Source organism: Baekduia sp., from assembly GCF_035996765.1.
In the GTDB taxonomy this organism is placed as follows: domain Bacteria; phylum Actinomycetota; class Thermoleophilia; order Solirubrobacterales; family Solirubrobacteraceae; genus Baekduia.
Map to the genome: position 1 here is coordinate 61,986 of NZ_DASYJG010000041.1, position 19,155 is coordinate 81,140.

The following is a 19,155-nucleotide window of genomic DNA, read 5'->3' on the forward strand; positions in this document are numbered from 1 at the left end:
CGCCGTCTCACTCGCGCGCAGCGCGGACCGGCGCCAAGAGCTGCTCCCAGTGCGCCGCCGCCGGCGCGATCTGGGCGACCAAGGCCTCCAACTCGGTCCAGCCGTCGTCGGACTCCCAGCCCCAGTGCAGCGTGATCGGCGCCCAGATCGGCTTGTTGGTGTTCATGAGCGCGGCGGCCGCGGGCAGGACCTCGCGGGCGTGACCGTAGAGCGGCCAGTAGGACGGGAGGAAGAGCGCGCCGTCGCGCCACTGCGGCGTGGCGTGGAAGCCCATCGTCGCGATGGTCTCTGGCCCCGAGCAGACGATGGCGAAGCGCTCGGAGAGCATGGCGTACTGGTCGGCGTCGAAGCGGTTGTAGGGCGGGACGAAGATGTCAGGGCGCGGGAGGCCGGCGGCGGCCAGCTCGGCCAGCGCGCCGTCCAGCAGCGCGGCGGTCGCATCCGCGTCAAGGCCCGTCAGCTCGCTGCGCCGCCGCGGCGAGGCGTGGCGCGTGCGGTGGTCGCGGCCGTGCAGCGCAAGCGTGACGCCCTCGCGCTCGATCCGCTGCAGCGTGGCGATCTCGCGATCGTCGAGCGCCCGCGACTCTGTCCCGGCCGGATCGAGCGGACGGCGGCTCACGCGCGGCGGCACCGCGATGCAGTACGGCACGCCGGCCTCAGTCAAGATGGTGTGGAACCGCTCGAAGCCATCGGTGCCGAAGCGCGCCGGCTCGTCCCACGCCTGGTAGTGGGGGAACTCGTCCACGCGGACGAGGAAGCGTGGCGGGCCCGGCGCGTCGTCGCCGAGCACCTCGTGGCGCAGGGCGTCGAGCGGCGCGGCAACGGCTGAGGCGAAGTCCAGCTCGCCACGGCGGCGGCGCACGAGCTGGGCGAGCCGCACGGGCGCGGGCGGAACCGACGCGGTCCGCACCGCGTCCAGGACGGCGGGCTCCGTGATCTCCGCGACGGTCGCGGCCCCGGACTCCAGCTCGCGGGCGAAGACGATCCGCGCGGTCTTCCGCGCATCCGCATCGCCCGGGCGCAGCGCGTCGGCGTAGACCTCGCGTGTGCGCTGCGCGATCTCGTCCCACGCAAAGCGTGTCTCGGCGAGACGCCGCCCCGCCACGCCGCGCCGCGCACACTCCTCCGGCCCCACCGCCACGACGTCGCCCAGCGCGTCGGCCAGCGCCTCAGGATCGGGGCGCGCGCAGACCCAGCCGGTCTCGCCGTCCTCCACCGCCTCGGCCAGCCCACCGACGGGATAGGCGACGACTGCGCGCGCGAAGCCGTAGGCCAACAACAACACGCCGCTCTGGCTGGCGCGCGGGTAGGGAAGGACGACGGCGTCGGCCGCCGCGAAGAGCCCGGCGGCATCGGCCATCGGGATGAACTCCGCCCGTAGATGGACGCGGCCCGCCAGCTCGGGGGTCGCGAGCTGGGCGGCCTCGGCCGCCGGCGCGCCGAGATCCTCGCCGGCGATGATCACGTGCAGCTCGGGCACGGCCCGGGCGGCGCGCAGCAGGTCGCCGAGGCCCTTGTCGGCGCGCAGCTGCCCGAAGAGCAGGACCGCGGGCGCGCCCTCTGGGATGCCCAGCGCGGCGCGGACGGTGGCCCGATCCCCCTCGCCGCCCGTGCGTGCGAGGCCGCCGTACTCGCCGTGCGGGATCACGACCGCGTGCCCGCGCTGCGCCGCGTAGGCGCGCGGGAGATCGGCCTGCGCGTGGACGATCGTCCTGGCCGTCAGCCGCGCGAGCATGCGCCGCGTGCGCTCCAGCGACGCGTCGCGCTCGAAGGTGTTGTGCTCGGTCTGGACGATCGTCGCCCCGGTGGCGCGCAGGGCGGCGACGGCCAGGACGCCGAGGCGGAGGTCTTCCCAACCCTCGGTGTGGACGACGTCGGCACCGCGGGCGAGCGCGATCAGCCGCGGGATCGCGGCGAGAAAGAGCACGCCGTTGCCGACGCGGCCGAGGCGGGCGCGGCGCAGCGCGCGGCCGGCCGGCGAGCCGTCACGCAGATAGCGGAAGCTGCGGTGGACGGTGACGCCGGGCGCGTCGGGATAGCGGTGGTCGCGCGCGGTGGCGAGATCGACGGCGGTGCCTTGCGCGGCAAGGGCCGCGACGAGCGCAGCGGTGTAGTCGGCGACGCCGCCCCGTCCGCCCTGCTCGATCACCAGCACCCGTCCGGGGCCACCCGCTCGGTTGCTCGCAACCACGGCTGCGAGCGTACAGGCCGCACGCTGGGATGATGGCCGCGAATGGCCGACCACGATCTGTTCGTCGCGGTGCAGACGCCGGTGCTCGGCAGCGGGCAGGCGCAGCGCGTCGCGACGCTGCTGCGCGCCCTCGCCGCGACCGGCCCCGGCGTCCACGTCCTGTACGTGCGCTTCGGCGCCGACGAGCCGGCGCCCGCGCTGCAGGCCGTCGACGGGCTGAACTTCGAGGCAGTCGAGCCCTCACGCGGCGCGCGGCGCGCGCTGGCCTATACCTCTGCGCGCGCCCGACGCATTCCGGCCGGGTGGGCGCGGGCGATCTCGCCCGAGCTGGTCAGCGCCGCCAGCCGCCGCGCCGCGGAGCCCGGCGTGCGCCGCGTGATCGCCGACGGCCCTGGCGCCGCCGCCGCGCTGCTGGGCCTCGCCCGTCGCCGCCCCGTCATCTACAACGCCCATAATTTGGAATCGGCCTACCGCCACGAGCTCGCCTCCGACGACCTCGGCTCGCCGGCGCTGCTGCGCGCCGCCGAGCGCCGGCTGCTGGCGACGTCCTCCGAGTCGTGGATGGTCAGCGAGGCCGACCTCGCGGGTGCGCGGGAGCTCTGCCCGGAGGCGGTGCTGCGCCTCGTTCCCAATGTGGTGGACATCGACGCGATCACCGTGGTGGCGGCGCGCCCCGCTGCCCCTCGCGTGCTGATGGTCGCCGACTACACCTATGAACCCAATGCCAATGGGTTGCGCTTCCTGCTGGATGAGGTGATGCCGCGCGTGTGGGCGACCCGGCCCGAGACCGTCCTGCGCCTCGTGGGTCGCGGTCTCGACGATCCGGCGCCCGGCGAGGCGCGCGTGCAGGCCGCGGGCTTCGTCGAGGACCTCGACGCCGAATACGCCGCCGCGAGCTGCGCGGTCGTGCCGCTGCTGGAGGGCGGCGGGACGCCGTTCAAGTTCTTGGAGGCCTTGGCCCACGGTCTGCCGGTCGTCGCCACCCCGCGCGCCGCCGCCGGACTCGCCGTGCGCGCGGGCGAGCACTACCGCGAGGGCGCCGACGGAGCGGCCTTCGCGGACGCGATCCTGACGCTCACCGGCGCCGACGCCGACGCTGCTGCGCTCGCCGCCCGGGGACGCGCCGTGGTCGCCGAGCGCTACTCGCTGGCGGCCCTGAAACGAGCCGTCGCCGCATGACCGTCGTGCCTGCGCCGGTCGTCGTCCAGTACCTCTACCTCCACGCGCCGGGCGACGACTTCACCTACCCGTCGGCGCGGGCGGGCAGCGATGCCGGACGGCTGGCGGCGCGCTACCTGGAGTGCGTCGCCGTGCAGGCGGCATCGCTGCGCTTCAGCGGCGTCGACTGCGAGTTGATGCTCGTGCTCAACCTCGAGGACCCGCGCGCGGTCCTCGACGAACACGGCATCGCGCTGCTGGGGGTGATCGAGGAGCTTGGCGTCCGGCGGGTCACCGCGCCCTACGACCACGCGCCCGATCCCGACGTCACGATGTTCTACTCGTCGCGATACGTCTTTGATGCGATCCTCGCCACCGCGCCGGCCGATGAGCCAGACCGTCAGCTGTGGCTGGTCGACGTCGACTGCGTCTGGCGCGACCCGGGCCGCGCCTTCGCCACGCTGGGCGCCGAGGGCGACGCGCTGGCCTGCGTGACGATCGGCTATCCGCCCGACTGGGACGTGTCGGGCTCTACCCGCGCCTCGATCGGCACGCTGCCCGGAAGCACGGAACCGGTCCCGCCGTGGATCGGCGGCGAGCTGCTGGCCGGCCGCGCCGGCGCGCTGCGTGGGCTCGTCGCCACCTGCGAGGACCTCGACGCCGAGCTGGCCGCTGCCGGCGTCCGCCTGCCGACCGAGGAGCAGTTGCTCACCGCTGCCGGAGCCCTGGACCGCGCGCGCTTCGTCGACCGCTCCGACCTCGCTGGGCGGATCTGGACCGGCCCACGCCATCAGGCGGCCAACCCGGAGGACCCGGCGTCGCTCGCGCTCTGGCACCTGCCGAGCGAGAAAGGCTTGTCGTTTCGCCGCGCGGCCGCCGCCCTCGTCCGCCGCCGCGCCGGCGCGCTGCGCCGCGACCTCGGCGAGACCGACCGCGCGCTCAAGCGCTTCAACATCACGGGCGCGACGTCGACGCGCCTGCGCAACGACGCCTGGCTGATGACACAGAAGCTCCGCACCCTTCTCCCCACCCGCCATCGAGGGACGACTCATGGCCGCTGAGCGACCGGAATTCGTCCCTCGACGCGCCGTGGGGGGAAGCGACGGCGTGGGGTTAGTCGGCCGCGACATCGTCTGCGTCGGCTTCGCCGACTGGGACACCGAGCTGCCGACCAACCAACATCACTTGATGTCGCGGCTGGCGGCCGACAACCGCGTGTTGTTCATCGAGTCGCTCGGGCTCCGCCGCCCGCAGCTGGCGGGCCGAGACCTCAAGCGCATCGCCAGGCGGCTGCGCCGGGGCCTGGCCCCGGCGCGGCAGGTGCCCGAGGGGCTCCACGTGCTCTCGCCGCTGGTCCTGCCGCTACACGCGAACGCCGTGGTGCGCAAGCTCAACGCCCGTCTCCTGCCCGCGCTGGTCCAGCGCTCGATCAAGCACCTCAACTTCAAGGACCCCATCCTCTGGGCCTACGTCCCGCAGGCCGAGGCGCTGCTCGACACGTTGCAACCCTCGCTCGTCGTCTACCACTGCGTCGACGACATCGCCGCCCAGCCGGGCGTCGACGCCGCGAGCTTCCGCGCCGCCGAGGCCCGCTTCGCCGCCCGCGCCGACCTCGTCCTGGCCAGCGCGCCCGCACTCGCAGCACGCATGCGCACGCTCAACGACAACGTCCTCTACGCGCCCAACGTCGCCGACACCGCCGCCTTCGCCACCGCGCTGACACCAGGACCCGTCGACCCCGCCATCGCCGCGCTGCCGCGCCCGCGCATCGTCTTCACCGGCGCCGTCGTCGCCACCAAGCTCGACGTGCCGTTGCTCGTCGACGTCGCCCGCGCGCGCCCCGACTGGTCCTTCGCGCTCGTGGGCCCGACCGGCATGGGCGACCCGAGCACCGACGTCTCCGCGCTGCGCGACGTCCCCAACATCCACGTGCTCGGCGGCCGTCACCACACCGCGCTGCCCGACGTCCTGCGCGGCGCCGACGCCGGGATCATCCCCTATGCATCGAATCAGCTCACCGCCTCCATCTTCCCGATGAAGGTGTATGAGTACCTCGCGGCGGGTCTGCCGGTCGTCGCGACCGAGCTGCCCGCGCTGGAGCGCGTCGACGCGATCACGACCGCCCGCGGAGCGCCGGCCTTCGCCACCGCCCTCGACGCCGCGCTCACCCGCACCAGCGACGCCGACCGCGCCGCGCGGTCACAGGCAGCGGCAGCCCACTCCTGGGATGCGCGCCTCGCACAGATCGCCGCGGCGATCGCCGCGCTGCCCCCCGCCGCGCAAGCGCGCTAGTCCGCGCGTCCACCGCGCGCCCGCCGCAGCCGCGCCCAGCCACCGGCCGCCGGCGCCGTCGGGCGCGGCGGCAGCTCGGTGCCGGCGAGGATCGCCGCCGGCGCCTCGCGGGTCAGCCACGCCGCCGTCCAGCCGTAGCCGGCCTGCTCGAGCGCCTCGGCCAGCACGGGAGGGCGCTTGACGGTGTCGTGGGCGTCGCTGGACACGTCGTGGGCTAGCTCCTCGTCGACAGCCCACGTGGCGTAGCGCTGCGCCGTGCGGCCAAAGCGCCCGGCAAACGACGACCCGGTCAACGACGCCATCGCACCAGCGGCCACCAGCCGGCGCAGCAGCTCGGGCTCGCGCAGGAAGACGGGCGAGCGCTCGGGATGGGCCAGCAGCACGCGATGGCCCATGGCGTGCAGGCCCGCCACCAACTGCTCGAACTGCGGCATGACCGCCGAGAACGGGCACTCGACGAGCAGCGGGCCGTCCGGGCCGAGCGCCAGCCGCCCGAGCTCCTCCGCGTCCAGGCCCTGCGTGTACAGGAGATCCAGCTCGGCGCCCTTGAGCACCTCCAGCGGCACGTGAGCCCGGCCCAGGGCGGCGACGAGCTCCAGCCACGCGACGTGGATCCGCTCGGCGTCGTTCGGATAGTTCGGACCCACGTGGGGCGTGGTGACCACCCGCGTCACCCCGGCCGCGACGAGCGCCTCCCCCAGCGCCACGGCCTCCGCGCTCGTTGCCGGACCGTCGTCGATGCCGGCGAGCAGGTGGCAGTGCAGATCGATCACCCGCCCCATGATGCCCCGTCCGGTGGCACATCGTCCGCGACAGGACGTTCTTTAGGACAGGCGTCCACATCTGCGCGATCTGCACACGGGATCTCCCCGAAGGCCCGATGAGAGCAGAGACGGACCGCAGATTTTGCCGCCTGCATCGTCAACGCCCCCGTAAAAGGCACCCCCACCGCGAGGTGGGTCCGCAAAGCCAGGGGTCTCTCCGAGACAGCCCAGCTCCCAAAAAGGACCTTGATGAACCCCTGTTCCCCGCAGGGCGGCCGCCGCATGGTCGCACCCAGCCTGATTGTCGCCGCGCTCTTGAGCGCGACCAGCTTCCTGCCGAGCCCCGCGTCGGCCGCCACCGCGACCGCAGCAACGGCCGGCGCCTACCACCGTGCCGACGTCGCCGTCGTTGATGCCGCCACGCACGTCGTCCGCTGCAACCGCGTCCACGCCGGCGCCGCCGGGCGCTGCGTGCGCCTGCGCAACCACCTGCAGGCCGCTGGCATCAAGCTCTCCCGCCTGCAGGACGCGGTCTCGGCCCACGCGGCGAAGGCCACGCGGCTGAGCGCCCGCCAGCGGGCGCCGAAGCTCACGGTCTCGGGCACCACGCTGAAGTGGGCCAAGGTCGCCGACGTCACCTCCTACGTCCTGGTCAGCAAGGTCGCCGGCAAGCCCGACCGCTACTCGGTCGTCACGGGCACCTCTGCCACCCCGGCTCCGCAGCCCGGCAAGACCGTCACCTTCGGCCTGCGCACCGCGGTCGTCGGCTCCGCCTGGGCCACCGAGGTCAAGATCACCTACCCGTCTGCCGCCAGCTCCGCCGCCCCAACGACGACCACCACGGCCAAGACGACGGCCTCGACGGTGACGACGAGCGCGGGCTCGACCGGCTCCAGCGCCGGCAAGTCCGACCCGAGCACGCCCGCCGCCGGAGCGGCCGGACCGAGCACCTCTGCCACCTTCCAGGCCGGCCTCGTCTCCAACGCCGCCTACGCGGTAGAGCTGCCCTTCATCACCGCGCTCGGTGCCAAGACCGCGCGCGTGGAGTTCGACATCAACACGCCGGCCGCCGACCTGGCGCCGTTCATGGACTCCTACGCCAAGGCCGGCGTCAAGCCGCTGCTGCTGGCGGGCTTCCAGGGCCGCTCGCCGTCGGCCACCGACGCGCGCAACCTGGCGACCTGGGCCGCCGCCTACGGCCCGGGCGGCACGTTCTGGCAGGGCAAGAGCTACCCCGCCGGCACGACCGTGACGAACATCGAGTTCGGCAACGAGTCCAACCAGCCCTACCAGTACGCCTCGCTGTCCTCCAACCCCGACTGGCCCAGCAGCGCCGCCTACGCCGACCTCGCCACCAAGTACGCGCTCGGCTTCCAGCAGGCCGCCCAGGCCGTCGCCGCCGTCAACGGCAAGGTCGGCCTGCTGGCCATCGGCGACACACCCGGCAACTGGACCAGCTGGATGGACAACGTCTACAAGGCCGTCCCGCACTTCGACAGCTATGTCGGCGGCTGGGTCATGCACCCCTACGGACCGTCGTCGCGCTGGCAGCCCAACATGGACACCTCGCTGGAGATCGTCGCCTCCCACGGCGCGCCGAGCACGATCCCGATCTTCATCACCGAGTACGGCATCGCCACCGACAACGGCCGCTGCCTCAGCGACAACTACGGCTGGGACAAGTGCATGACCTACGACGCGGCCGGCGCGGCGCTGTCGAGCACGGTCGCGGCGATGCGCGCCCGCTACGGCTCCCGCCTCGCGGCGATGTACGTCTACCAGGCCAACGACCAGCAGCCCTCAGCCTCGACGACCAACCGCGAGGCCTACTTCGGCGGCCTCACGATCGACGGCACCGCCAAGGGCGGCTACACCGCCGCGGTCAAGTCGTTGCTGGCCGGCTGATCGGCCCGCCGCCACAAGACGGCAAGCAGCGCCAACTGGCCGGCGAACGCGATGGTGAAGCGCGCGTCGGTCCCGGAGAAGGTCGCGGTGGTCTCGATCACGACGAGCCCGACGATCGAGCACAGCGAGCCGAGACCGAAGGCCCGGACGATCGGCTCGCGGCTGTGCTTCCAGACGCGAAGCGACATCAACGCAGCGCTCATCAGCATCGCGACGTAAGCGAGCATGCCCAGCACGCCAAGCTTCAGCCACCAATAGAGGACGGCGAAGTGCACGTACTGGTGATCCGGGTTGACCTCCACGGGCAGCGGGCGCGCGGATGCCTCCCATGGGATGCCGACGCCCAGGCCGGCGATCGGGTGGTCCTTGATGGCGGCCACGACGTTGGCGCGCTCGTCGAGGCGATAGCGGTCGTCGGGCTTGGCCTGGATGTTGGAGGCCGACAGGCTCTGCACCCGCTGACCGAGCGGCGTGTCGGACTGCACGGCGATGCCGCCCAGCGCCCAGATGGCCACCCCGACCAGCACGACGCTCGGCAGCAGGACCTTGCGTCCGCCGGCCGAGAGCCCGAGCAGGACGACGAGCGCGATCCCGAGCAGGTCCGCGATCCAGAACGAGCGCCGGTAAGAGAGCACGAGCGCCAGCAGCCACACCGGCGCCGAGCCCAACACCCACAACGGCAGCGGCGCTCGCGCCAGCACGCCCGCGATGGTCGACAGCAGCGCGACGGTCATCAGCCAGTTGGCGACCGGCTCGTAGTAGGTCAGCACCGACGAGTCGATGGCCAGCCCCTTGCCGGTCGCGACCACCAGCAGCCCGAGCAGCGCCTTGGCCAGCGCCAGCGCCGCGCCGCCCGCCAGCAGCCGCCGCAGGTCGCGATCGCTGATGCGCAGGTTCACCGCGACCAGCGGCACCAGCACGAAGTAGACGAAGGTGTGGATCTTCAGCAGCGAGTCGGTGACGCCGTTGCCCGCCTCGCGTCCGACCAAGATGCCGCCGAGGAGTGCGAGGACGAGCAGCGCGAGCGGGAAGACCAGCGCCGCCGGCGGCAGCCGCACGGGCCGGCGATCCTGGATCAGCTGCGCGGCGGTCCCGAGCAGGGAGATCGCCAGGATCGCGTCGATCGGCATGAAGCCCTTGATCAGGTCGCTGTAGAGCTTGGCCGTCTGCGGGAAGATCCCGAAGTCGCCGTTCTCGCAGACGATCACCGCCACGACCGCGAGCACGAGCATCGGCCCCGGGACGCGCAGCAGCAGGATGGCGGCGATCACCCCGCTCGGCAGCGCCAGCCCGCCGAGGCCGAGCTTGAACGCCGCGGCCACGGTGACGAGCGTCCCGACGACGACGATCGCGCCGATCGTCGCGGACTCCCGCGTGGGGAGCTGCAGGCGCCGCGCGGCGACGGGCGGGCGCACGATCGACCCCTAGGAGTCGGTCCGCCGCGGTGCGCTCGTGGCCGTCGTCCGCGTGCGGGGACGGTCCTCGACGGCGGGCGTCGTCGGGCCGGCGACGTCGCTCAGCGGCTCGTAGCCGTAGCGCTTGGGCGCATCGCGCACGCCCGCGACGATCAGGCCGAGCGGCCGGAGCAGATGGCGGTCGAGGATCCCGCGCGCGCGGCGGATCTCGTCGCGCGTCGTCTTGCCCGAGCGCGTGACGACCAGGACGGTGTCGATCGCCGGGTTGTTGAGCAGCACCTGGGTGTCGGCGACCGGGAGCAGCGGCGGCGCGTCGATGATGATCATGCGGCCCTCGCCCTCGCCGCGGTACGTCAGCTGCGTCAACAGCTCCTCCAGCTCGTGGGAGGCCAGCAGCTCCGACGGGTTGGGCGGCAGCGTGCCCGACGGCAGCACCACGAGGTTCGGCAGATCCTGGAACGGACGGACGAGCGCCTCGGACGCCGTCATCCGACCCGCCAGCAGCGAGGTCACGCCGCGGCGCGGATCAAGTTGAAGGTGTCGCGAGAACGTCGGGCGCCGCAGGTCGAGCTCGACCAGGGTGACCGAGCGGCCGGTGAGGGCGACGGCCTGGGCGAGGTCGACGGCCGCGGTGGTCTTGCCCTCGCCGGGCACCGCGCTGGTGACCAGGATCGTGAAGACGTTGCGGTCGATCGCCGAGATGTCCAGGACGCTGCGCAGGATCCGGTAGGGCTCCAGGTCGTCGCGCCGGTCGATGGCCTTGGGCTCGCGGAAGGCCGACTGCGGGACGGCGGTGAGCGCGGGCAGCCGGTACTCGCTCTCGAGGTCCTCGATCCGCGTCAGGCGACGGTCGACGGCCTCCAGGACGAAGATGATGGCCAACCCGAGCGCGGTGCCGATCAGGATCGCCAGCGCGAGCGTGAGCTTCAGCCCTGCGCCGGTCAGGCTGCCCGGCCCGGCGCGGCTGATGATGCGCGCGTTGCCGTTGGCCACGGCGCGCAGCTGGGCGAGGCGCTGGATCGAGCTGCTGACCACCGCGGCGCGCTGCGAGCCCGGCGGCAGCGAGGAGAGCTGGGCCTGCAGCTCGGCCTCGGCCTGCTCGATGCCCTGGACCTGCGACTTGGCCTCGAACGCGATGTACTGGCGCGCGAACGAGTTGGCGATCGCCTGGGCCTGGGCCGGCGTCGACTTCTCGGCCGAGATGTCGAGCACGTCGGCGTTGGCCGCGGCCGAGACGCTGACGCCGCTGAGGACGTCGGAGGGCGATCCGGCCGTGCGCAGCTCCTTGGCGACGGCCGCGCCCACCTCGCTGGAACGGGCGATCAGGACGTTGGTCGCCGCAGCGCGCGCGGGGTCATCGGCGCTGGTGTTGACCCCGAGCGCGGTGTCCGACAGGTTGGCGACATTGAACGCGACGCTCGCGGTGGCCTCGTAGGTGTCGGCGCGACGCTGGTGCAGGACGACCGCGATCAGGACGCAGGCCAGGATGGCGGCGGCGAGCACCGCCCAGCGGCGGCGCAGCACGGCGAGCATGTTGGCCACCGTGTCGGAGCGGTCGACGTCGCCGTCGCTAGGGCGCACGGGGCCGTCGAACGGTGCGACGGTACGCGTCGGGTGGTCGGTCATGGTGTGGCTCCTGCCTCATCACGGTGGCGGCGGACGAGGTCGACGAACTCCGCGCGGAAGCGCTCGGGCCCGAAGCGGCGCGCGTTGGCGCGGATCGCGGCCTCGTCGAAGTCGATCTGCTCGAAGGCGAGGATCGCGTCGGCCAGCGCGTCGGCGGTCTGGGTGTCGAAGAAGACGCCGGTGACGCCGTCGACGACGCTGTCGCGGATGCCTCCGGAACCGTAGGCGATGACCGGCACGCCGGCGGCCTGGGCCTCGACGGGCACGATGCCGAAGTCCTCCTCGCCGGGGAAGAGCACGGCGCGCGCGCCGGCCAGCAACGGCCCGAGCTCCTCGTCGGGCACGTAGCCCAGCAGCTCGGCATCCGGCCCGGCGTAGGCCGCGACGGCATCCAGCGCCCGGCCCGCGCCGACGACCTTGACCGGCCGGCCGAGCTTCGCGCAGGCGGCGAGGGCGAGGTCGACGCGCTTGTAGGGGACGACGCGGCCCATGACGAGGTAGTAGTCGCCCGGATCGCGCGGCGAGGCCAGGTGGCGCTCGATCTCGATCGGCGGGGCGATGACCTCGGCCTCGCGCCGGTAGTACTTGGCGATGCGCCCGGCGACGTGGTGGGAGTTGGCGACGAAGACGTCGGGCCGGGCGGCGCCGGCCAGGTCGCGGCGGCGCAGGCCGGGCATCAGCGCGCGGGCCGCCACGGTGGCGACGGTCCCGAGCTGCTCGCCCTCCAGGAAGCGCGGCTCCCAGGCGTGGCGCATGGGCGTGTGGCAATAACAGACGTGCAGCGTCTGCGGCGTGGTCAGCACGTTCTTCGCGCAGGAGTGGCTGGAAGACACCACGAGGTCGTAGTCAGCGAGGTCGAAGGACTCGAATGCCGCGTTCATCAGCGGCAGCAGCTTGGGGTAGTTGCGCCTGGCGCCGGGGATGCGATCCAGGAACGACGGGTGGACGGTGCGGCCGGCCAGCAGCTCCGACCATTCGGAGGGATCGTAGACCGAGGTGAAGACGTCGGCGGGGCCAAGAAGGTCGAGGATCTCGAGCACGACCTTCTCCGAGCCGCCCGGGATCGTGAGCCAGTCGTGCACGAGCGCGGCACGCGAGAAGTCGTTTGAGAGCAGGGCGGCATCGCCGGTCATCGGGTCACTTCGGGATATCGACGGTGCGCCGGGCATTCTTGAAGCGTGCCACTCAGCGTGCCGCGGTTCGTCGCACGCCGTCCGCGAACCGGTGGTAGACGCTCCAGGCCGGCTTTCGTGAGCCATCGATGCGCAGCAGGCCGTAGTCGCCGAAGCGCTGATCGCCCACCCGCACCCGCCAGCTGGCGAAGTGGTAGACGAAGACCGCATCGGCGCGACGGCCCGTGCGCACGCCGCTGAGGAAGCGCCGCAGGTCGGCGGCCTGCGCCTGCTCGGTGACGCAGCCCGCCGAGCGCGCGCACGTGCTCCACCCGATCTCGGTCACCCAGATCGGCAGCCGCGAGCCCTGCGCGGTCAGCGCCTGGCGCAGGTGGTCCAGCGAGCGCAGCGAGGCGGCGCCGTCCTGGGCGTAGGGATGGGCGGCGACGCCGTCGGCCGCGGCGAGCAGGCCGGGCTGCGCGGCGGCGAGCTGCGCCAGCCAGGCGCGATCCAGGCTCGCGTCGCCCGCCGTCGCGGGATCGACCGCGATCAGGAACCGCGCACGCGGGTCGGCGCGGCGGCCTGCGGTGATCGCCGCTTGAGCCAGCGCCGCGTAGCGCGCGGCGGTGATCGCGCTGTGGTCGGGGCGCGCGAAGTACGGCTCGTTCCACAGCTCGAACCACACGGGGGCAACCGAGACGTCGAGGCGCGGGTGGTCGCGCCAGAAGCGGCCCGACGGGCCGTAGCGCGCGACGACGTCACGGACGTAAGCGGCGTAGGCGCGAGAGTCGGTCGGCAGCGCGCCGTCGCGCCCGCGCGCCCACGAGGGCGCCTCGTTGAGCACCGGCAGGACGTGCAGCCCCCGATGGGCGGCGGCGACGAAGAGACGGTCGATCCGGCCCCAGTGGCGCTCCCCGCGCCGCGGGACGACCTCGGCCCACTGCAGCTCCTCGCGCAGCCAGCCCGCGCCCGCGCCAGCCGCGCGCGTCTGCTCGGGTCCGACGTGGTCGCCCCAGCCGATCGTGTTGGCCACGAGGCCGAGGCGCAGTCGCGCCGCGGGAGCGGGGTGCGCGACGGTCCGCTCGCGCGCGATCGCGATCCCGGCGACGGTCGTCGCGAGAGCGAGCAGGCAGAGCACGACGCGGACGCGCACGTCCCGCATGGTAGGTCGACCGCGCCGCGCCGGATCGTCCTCTACGGTTGCCCGCTCGTGCGGCTCCTGTTCTTCAACGAGGGCAACCTCGGCAGCTACGTGCTCGGGCAGGCGCAGGTCGAGGCGACGCTGCGCCGCTACACCCAGGACCTGCCCGAGATCGAGACGCGCTTCCTCGGGCTTGCGACCCAGGGCCGCTGGGCCCACGCCGCCGCGACGTGGTCGACGCCGGCACTCATGCGCGCCGACCTGGACCTGCGCCTGGTGCGCTGGCATCTCGTGCAGTCGCTGCGCGGCCGCCGGACCCTGACGCGCGCGGTGGCGCAGTGGCGCCCCGACGTCGTCCACGTCCACAGCCACTCGATGGCGCTCGGGCTCGGCGCGCTGATGGAGCGCGTGCCGACGGCGGTCTCGGTCGACGTGACGCTCGGCGACTGGGCGGCGATGCCGGCCCAGCGGCGCACGGGCCGCCTCGCCGAGGCCGAGCTGGTGCCGGCGCGCCGTGCCGAGCGCCGGGCCTTTCGCGGTGCGGCGCTGGTCCTGGCCTGGACGGATTGGGTCCGCGACGCGGTGCTCGCGCTGGAGCCGCGCGCGACCGTCGCGGTCCACCATCCCGGCCTGGACCTCGACGTCTTCCGCCCCGCTGCGCGCCGGCCGCGCACGCTGCCGCGGATCCTGTTCGTGGGCGGGCGCTTTGCCGACAAGGGCGGCGACGACCTGCTCGCCGCCCTCGGCGACGACCTCGGCACGACCGTGGAGCTCGACGCCGTGACGCCAGCCGACGTCGCCCCACGACCGGGCCTGCGCGTCCACCGCCTCGGCCCGGGCGACCCGGAGCTGATGGACCTGCGCCAGCAGGCCGACCTGCTCGTCCTGCCGTCGGGCGCCGACGCCGTCCCGTGGGCGGTCCTCGAGGCGATGGCGTGTGGCGTGCCGGTCGTGGGTTCGACGGTCGGCGCGATCGGCGACCTCGTCGGCGACGAGGCCGGCGTCCTCGTGAACTTCGGCGATCGCGCCGCGCTGCGCGAGGCGGTGCTCGGCCTGCTCGCCGACCAGCCGCGGCGCGCGGCGCTGGGCGCCGCGGCCCGCGCCCGCTGCGAGGCGCGCTTTGACGCCGCGGTTCAGACGCCGGCGCTGGTCGCGCTGCTGGCCGGCTTGGCCCGCAGCGCCGCGTAGGCGTCGAGCACGAACTGCGCTTGGGCCTCGAGGTAGGGCTCGAGGCGGAACTCCTGGGCGCGCACGTAGGCGCGCTCGACCCGCGCGGCCGTCTCCTCGGTCTCGCGCAGCGTGCGCGCCAGCGCCCGCGCCGCCGCTGCCGGGTCCTGTGCCGGGTACAGCAGCGCGTGCTCCTCGTCGTGCATCCCCTCGCCGATGCCCCCGACGTCGGCGGCCACGAGCGGCACGCGGGCGAAGGCGCCCTCGATCGTCACCAGCGGGAACGGCTCCTGCCAGGTCGACGGCACGAGCAGCGCGTGCGTGCGGGCCAGGACCGCGGCAACGCCATCAGGATCGACGGAACCGAGCCACTCGATCAGATCGGCGACGCCGCGCTCGCGCGCCAGCTCGCGCATCTCGGTGCCGTGGGACTCGTCCTCGGGGCCGACGACCGTCAGCCGGACCGCCAGCCCATGCTCGTCGCGCAGCAGCGCCAGCGCCGCGATCGCGATGTCGAGTCCCTTGTAGGGCGTCACGCGGCCGATGAAGGCGATCTCCGGCGCGGCCGCGGGCGCCCGGACGACCTTCTCGTAACGGGCGCCGGCGCGCGGCACGGAGTGGCCGATGCGCTCCAGGACGGGCTCGACGACCCCCGGGACGCCCGCCATGGCGCGGATGGCTTCGGAGTTCCACGAGATCGCCGCCTCGAAGCGGCGCAGCGGATCGAGGCGCAGCGACGGCACGGCGCGGTTGAACGCGCGACAGCCCAGCGCCCAGGCTGCGCGTGGCAGGCTGCGCCGCGCGGGCGCCAGCTCGCGCAGGAACTGATCGACGGTGAAGAGCCGCCCGAACCAGTGCTCGCAGACGCGGAAGGCCATCGGCACGCCGGAGTCGGCCAGCACGCGCAGCGCGGCCTGCGGGATCGCCGTGCCGTTCCAGGCGTAGATGAGGTCGGGGCGGAAGTCCTCCAGCGCGTGGCGGGCGCTGTGGACGGCCGTCACCGATGCGAACGGCGCCCGCAGCGATCCGCGCTCGTCCTGGGAGAGCAGCAGCAGCTCGCGGCGCACGCCCTCCTCCCCCGGCGCCACGTGGTCGCGCTCGCGGTCGCCGGTGAGCACGAGGACCTCATGGTCGGCCTGCAGCCGTTCGACGACGATGGCGCACTCGCGCTCGTACCCACCCACGGCGATCGGCGGGTAGAGCGTGGAGGTCACAAGGATCCGCACCGGCGCGGACCATAGCGGGCCCTCAGCCGCCGGCAGAGGCCAGCCGGTCGAGCTCGTCGAGCGGCTCCGGCGCCGCGGCGAGGTCGAACTTGCGGGCAAAGAGCTTGGCCGAGGCGCGCATCGCCGGCACGTCGTCGAGCACGATCGTCGGCGGGCTGTTGTTGTCCCAGTGCATGAAGCGCAGATCCTCGTTGACCAGCGTGTCGCGCAGCGGCGAGCTGAGCAACAGCATGTGGAACACGTTCTCGTCGGCGGCGAAGACGAAGCGGAAGTGCGCGGCGATGCTCGGGTGGCGCTGCAGGGAGCGCACGCAGTAGGCCACCGCCTCGGGCGTGAGGTTCCACCATGCCGAGCCCTGGTAAGGCGTGCGCAGCGCGCGCGGCAGCCGGCGCGGCAGCGCGTAGGGCACGCGCTCGCTCGGGAAGTTCCAGCGGCGCCCGCGGATCGAGACCTGCCAGCTGAGCATGCGCGAGAGGTCGCCGGTCCAGCGCCAGGTCGCGTTGCCGCGACGGTCGGCGTCGGAGTAGCCGTGGCCGTCACCAGCCGACCACGACAAGAACGACTCGCCCTCGTGCGCGGCGAAGAAGGCTTGCGTCTCGACCACCGAGCGGATCGGGTAGTCGGCGCCGCTGAGCAGGACGAGGTGCGACCAGGCTCGCGGCAGCGCCAGCGCCTCGCGCATGCCGATCACCGTCGCCTGCACGATGCCCCAGCCGCCCCAGTACACCGGCACGCGCTTGCGCGTGAGGATCGGCGCGATCGGCAGCCGCGCGAAGGCCTCCGTGAACGGCGCCAACTCGGCCTTGCGATCGACGTGGACGATGACCGTGTCCTGCGGATCGCTGATCCGGCCGACCAGGCGCGCGGCCTGCTCGGGGGCGCCATGAGCGAGAACGAGGTAGACGATGGACAACGGTCAGCGGTGCTCGTAGCGCTTGACGATGAAGCCGCCGAAGGGCCGGCGCTGCACCAGGCGGAAGTCACGAGCCAGGATCGCCGGCGCAACCGCGGTCGTGGTCTCGGGCGTCGGATGCCAGCCGGCGTCAAAGCCGTAGCCCAGCACCCAGAGCCGGCGCGCGGCCCGCAGCCGCACGGCGATCTCCGCCTCCGGCAGCTCACGCGCGAAGAGGTCGCCGCGGGCCACAGCGGTCTGGCGCGGATCGAGCGCGAGGTCGCGCGGTGCCCGACCGCCGTCCTTGTTGAGGTAGTACTGCAGACCGACGCGCGCGAAGGCCGGCGCGTAGATCAGCTGGTCGCCCGGCTGGGCCTGCCCTGAGACAAAGGCCGCGGCACCGCGCAGGTCCTCCCCCATCGAGGCCGGGTGCGACTCGCCCGCGGTGGCACGCAGCGCACCGAGCGCCAGGACCGTCGCCAGCGCGACGGCGGCGACGACGCCAGCCCGCGCGCGCAGAACCGACACCGCGACGCCGGCGAGGACGCCGAAAGCCGGCACGATGCCGATCAGATAGCGATCGACCCAGGTCTGCTGCGCGAGGCAGATGATGCCGAGCAGGATCGGCGGGATCGCGACCCAGCACAGCGGCAGCGCCAGGCGCCACGCCTCCTCACTGCGGGCGCGGTCGCGGCGCAGCGTGACGACGAGCGCGCCGAAGACGATCGCCGCCGCGACGACCAACAGCAAGAACATGGCCAGGTTGCCCGCCAGCGCCTCGATCGACTGGCGCAGCAGGTCGCGCCCCAGCGGCGGCACCCAGCTCGTGCGGTTGTGGTCGCCGATCTTCAGGAAGATCGCGATCGGCAGCCACAGCACACCGGCGCCGACCAGGCTCGCGGCCAGCGGCCGAACCGGCAGCCGGCGCCACGGATAGAGCGCCAGCGAGGCGCTCTGCGCGACGACGATCAGCACGCCGAGCACGTGCGTGTAGGGCAGCGCGACGATCGTCAGCGCCCAGAGCGCCCAGTCACGCCGGCGCCCAAGCTCCAGCGCGCGCAGCAGCGTGAGCGCCGCGAGCGCGGCGAGCAGCATCATCAGCGCGTAGCCGCGGACCTGCTGGCCGTAGATCGCCACAAAGCCGTTGAGCGCGACGACCAGCCCGGCTACCGCTGCCGCGACGTCGCCGCCGATGCGCCGCGCGACGAGCATCGTCACCGGCACCGTCGCGATGGCAAAGAGCGCGCTCGGCAACCGCAGGAAGCCATCGCCACCGCCGAGCCACTCCCATGGATGCAAGACGAGGTCGAACAGCGCCATGTTGGACTCGTGGTGGACGATCACGTGCCACATCGACGACCACGAGCGGTCGGTGATCGTCACGCTGGCCACCTCGTCGCGCCAGAGCGACTCGTGGCCGATGCCCCACAGGACCAGCACCGCGGCGACGACGGTCGGCACGGCCAGCAGGGCGAGCGTGGCCTGACGCGAACGGCTCCTTTGCACGGCGTCGCTGAGCATAGCCCGGTGGTCGGCCGCCCCTCGCACGGTCAGACAGCCCCTCGACGAAACGCCGACCCACAGCGGCGCCCGGACCGGGCACGGGCGGGTCGCCGCTCTACGATGGGCGCCATGAACGCCCGGAAGCTTGCGACGGGGCTACGCCACGCCGCCGTGCTGCCGCTGCTGGCGGTCCTGCGCCGTGCGCCCAGCGCCGCGGCCCTGCACCGCGACGCGCGCCGGCTGCATCAGTCGCGCCTCGATCTCGCGCTGCCCGAAGAGCTCAGCACCGCCGAAGCGCTCGACGCGCTCTCGCGCCGCGAGTTCCGCTCGGTCCTCTACCTGCGCCTCGAGCACGATGGCGGCGCCTGGGCGCTCCTCGCGCTGGTCCTGCGCCGCATCTGGGGCGGCCAGGTGGCGCTGGAGATCAGCTGCGACGCCGTCGGCCCAGGCCTCTACGTCTCCCACGGCTTCGCGACGATCGTGATCGCCGGCCGCCTCGGGGCCGACTGCCTGATCTCCCAGCAGGTGACGGTCGGCTACAGCGACCGTGGCGGACCGCCGACGTTCGGCGACCGCGTGCGGATCGGCGCCGGGGCCATGGTCCTGGGACCAGTCCACGTCGGCAGTGACGCCGTCATCGGCGCGGGCGCGGTCGTGGTCGCCGACGTCCCGGCCGGCAAGGTCGTCGCCGGCGTCCCCGCACGCGTCATCGAGCACGCCGAGGATCGCTTCTCGGCGCGCAATCGCGCCGCCGGCTGACCGC

The 19,155-nt window shown here is 73.5% G+C and carries 15 protein-coding genes and 1 riboswitch; of the genes, 6 read left to right on the top strand and 9 right to left on the bottom strand.

All coding sequences use genetic code 11. The features are described from left to right. Positions 1–7 precede the first annotated feature (7 nt). The gene (locus tag VGO10_RS09780) at positions 8–2,191 is read right to left on the bottom strand and encodes a glycosyltransferase (protein ID WP_327467683.1); all 2,184 of its coding nucleotides are present in this window, start codon (positions 2,189–2,191) and stop codon (positions 8–10) included. A gap of 42 nt (positions 2,192–2,233) precedes the next feature. Between VGO10_RS09780 and VGO10_RS09785 the strand changes: the two genes are divergently transcribed. From VGO10_RS09785 to VGO10_RS09795, 3 genes are read left to right on the top strand one after another with little or no spacing between them, the layout of a single operon-like run. Then, complete coding sequence (locus tag VGO10_RS09785) at positions 2,234–3,370, top strand: glycosyltransferase (protein ID WP_327467685.1); 1,137 nt, start codon at positions 2,234–2,236, stop codon at positions 3,368–3,370. Beyond that, on the top strand, positions 3,367–4,410 hold the full coding sequence (locus tag VGO10_RS09790; RefSeq protein WP_327467687.1) for a hypothetical protein: 1,044 nt from the start codon (positions 3,367–3,369) through the stop codon (positions 4,408–4,410). The genes VGO10_RS09785 and VGO10_RS09790 overlap by 4 nt, the downstream gene beginning before the upstream one ends. A gap of 46 nt (positions 4,411–4,456) precedes the next feature. Beyond that, positions 4,457–5,641, top strand: a complete 1,185-nt coding sequence (locus tag VGO10_RS09795) for a glycosyltransferase (RefSeq protein WP_327467689.1) — start codon at positions 4,457–4,459, stop codon at positions 5,639–5,641. On the opposite strand, the gene VGO10_RS09800 is transcribed toward VGO10_RS09795, so the two are convergent. Next, on the bottom strand, positions 5,638–6,414 hold the full coding sequence (locus tag VGO10_RS09800) for a tyrosine-protein phosphatase (protein ID WP_327467691.1): 777 nt from the start codon (positions 6,412–6,414) through the stop codon (positions 5,638–5,640). The genes VGO10_RS09795 and VGO10_RS09800 overlap by 4 nt on opposite strands. 155 nt (positions 6,415–6,569) lie before the next feature. Beyond that, a riboswitch (cyclic di-GMP riboswitch) is annotated at positions 6,570–6,644 on the top strand. A 43-nt stretch (positions 6,645–6,687) separates the two neighbouring features. Here VGO10_RS09800 and VGO10_RS09805 point away from each other — a divergent pair. Beyond that, a complete protein-coding gene (locus VGO10_RS09805; protein ID WP_327467693.1) occupies positions 6,688–8,310 on the top strand; it encodes a hypothetical protein in 1,623 nt (540 codons plus the stop codon). Here the strand turns inward: VGO10_RS09805 and VGO10_RS09810 are convergent. Genes VGO10_RS09810 through VGO10_RS09825 form a run of 4 tightly spaced genes read right to left on the bottom strand, consistent with a single transcriptional unit; the run spans position 8,274 to position 13,616 of the window. Further along, positions 8,274–9,725, bottom strand: a complete 1,452-nt coding sequence (locus tag VGO10_RS09810) for an O-antigen ligase family protein (protein WP_327467695.1) — start codon at positions 9,723–9,725, stop codon at positions 8,274–8,276. The genes VGO10_RS09805 and VGO10_RS09810 overlap by 37 nt on opposite strands. Before the next feature lie 9 nt (positions 9,726–9,734). Further along, on the bottom strand, positions 9,735–11,351 hold the full coding sequence (locus VGO10_RS09815) for a polysaccharide biosynthesis tyrosine autokinase (protein ID WP_327467697.1): 1,617 nt from the start codon (positions 11,349–11,351) through the stop codon (positions 9,735–9,737). Then, a complete protein-coding gene (locus VGO10_RS09820) occupies positions 11,348–12,484 on the bottom strand; it encodes a glycosyltransferase (protein ID WP_327467699.1) in 1,137 nt (378 codons plus the stop codon). Before VGO10_RS09820 ends, VGO10_RS09815 begins: the two co-directional genes overlap by 4 nt. Before the next feature lie 52 nt (positions 12,485–12,536). Beyond that, complete coding sequence (locus VGO10_RS09825; protein WP_327467701.1) at positions 12,537–13,616, bottom strand: glycosyl hydrolase; 1,080 nt, start codon at positions 13,614–13,616, stop codon at positions 12,537–12,539. 57 nt (positions 13,617–13,673) lie between these two features. Here VGO10_RS09825 and VGO10_RS09830 point away from each other — a divergent pair, with 57 nt between their 5' ends. Continuing rightward, the gene (locus VGO10_RS09830; RefSeq protein ID WP_327467703.1) at positions 13,674–14,792 is read left to right on the top strand and encodes a glycosyltransferase family 4 protein; all 1,119 of its coding nucleotides are present in this window, start codon (positions 13,674–13,676) and stop codon (positions 14,790–14,792) included. On the opposite strand, the gene VGO10_RS09835 is transcribed toward VGO10_RS09830, so the two are convergent. From VGO10_RS09835 to VGO10_RS09845, 3 genes are read right to left on the bottom strand one after another with little or no spacing between them, the layout of a single operon-like run. After that, positions 14,738–15,997, bottom strand: a complete 1,260-nt coding sequence (locus VGO10_RS09835) for a glycosyltransferase (RefSeq protein WP_327467705.1) — start codon at positions 15,995–15,997, stop codon at positions 14,738–14,740. The genes VGO10_RS09830 and VGO10_RS09835 overlap by 55 nt on opposite strands. Positions 15,998–16,019: 22 nt before the next feature. Next, the gene (locus VGO10_RS09840) at positions 16,020–16,910 is read right to left on the bottom strand and encodes a beta-1,6-N-acetylglucosaminyltransferase (protein WP_327467707.1); all 891 of its coding nucleotides are present in this window, start codon (positions 16,908–16,910) and stop codon (positions 16,020–16,022) included. A 3-nt stretch (positions 16,911–16,913) separates the two neighbouring features. Beyond that, the gene (locus tag VGO10_RS09845) at positions 16,914–18,395 is read right to left on the bottom strand and encodes a glycosyltransferase family 39 protein (RefSeq protein ID WP_327467709.1); all 1,482 of its coding nucleotides are present in this window, start codon (positions 18,393–18,395) and stop codon (positions 16,914–16,916) included. Positions 18,396–18,521: 126 nt separating this feature from the next. Between VGO10_RS09845 and VGO10_RS09850 the strand changes: the two genes are divergently transcribed. Continuing rightward, positions 18,522–19,151 carry a serine O-acetyltransferase gene (locus VGO10_RS09850; RefSeq protein ID WP_327467711.1) on the top strand — a complete coding sequence of 210 codons (630 nt, stop codon included), beginning with the start codon at positions 18,522–18,524 and terminating at the stop codon, positions 19,149–19,151. Positions 19,152–19,155 lie beyond the last annotated feature (4 nt).

Bases quoted from the DNA above. Each gene is read 5' to 3' on its own strand.
- VGO10_RS09850 (WP_327467711.1), top strand. From the start codon at position 18,522: ATGAACGCCCGGAAGCTTGCGACGGGGCTACGCCACGCCGCCGTGCTG.
- VGO10_RS09785 (WP_327467685.1), top strand. From the start codon at position 2,234: ATGGCCGACCACGATCTGTTCGTCGCGGTGCAGACGCCGGTGCTCGGC.
- VGO10_RS09815 (WP_327467697.1), bottom strand. From the start codon at position 11,351: ATGACCGACCACCCGACGCGTACCGTCGCACCGTTCGACGGCCCCGTG.
- VGO10_RS09820 (WP_327467699.1), bottom strand. From the start codon at position 12,484: ATGACCGGCGATGCCGCCCTGCTCTCAAACGACTTCTCGCGTGCCGCG.
- VGO10_RS09805 (WP_327467693.1), top strand. From the start codon at position 6,688: ATGGTCGCACCCAGCCTGATTGTCGCCGCGCTCTTGAGCGCGACCAGC.
- VGO10_RS09790 (WP_327467687.1), top strand. From the start codon at position 3,367: ATGACCGTCGTGCCTGCGCCGGTCGTCGTCCAGTACCTCTACCTCCAC.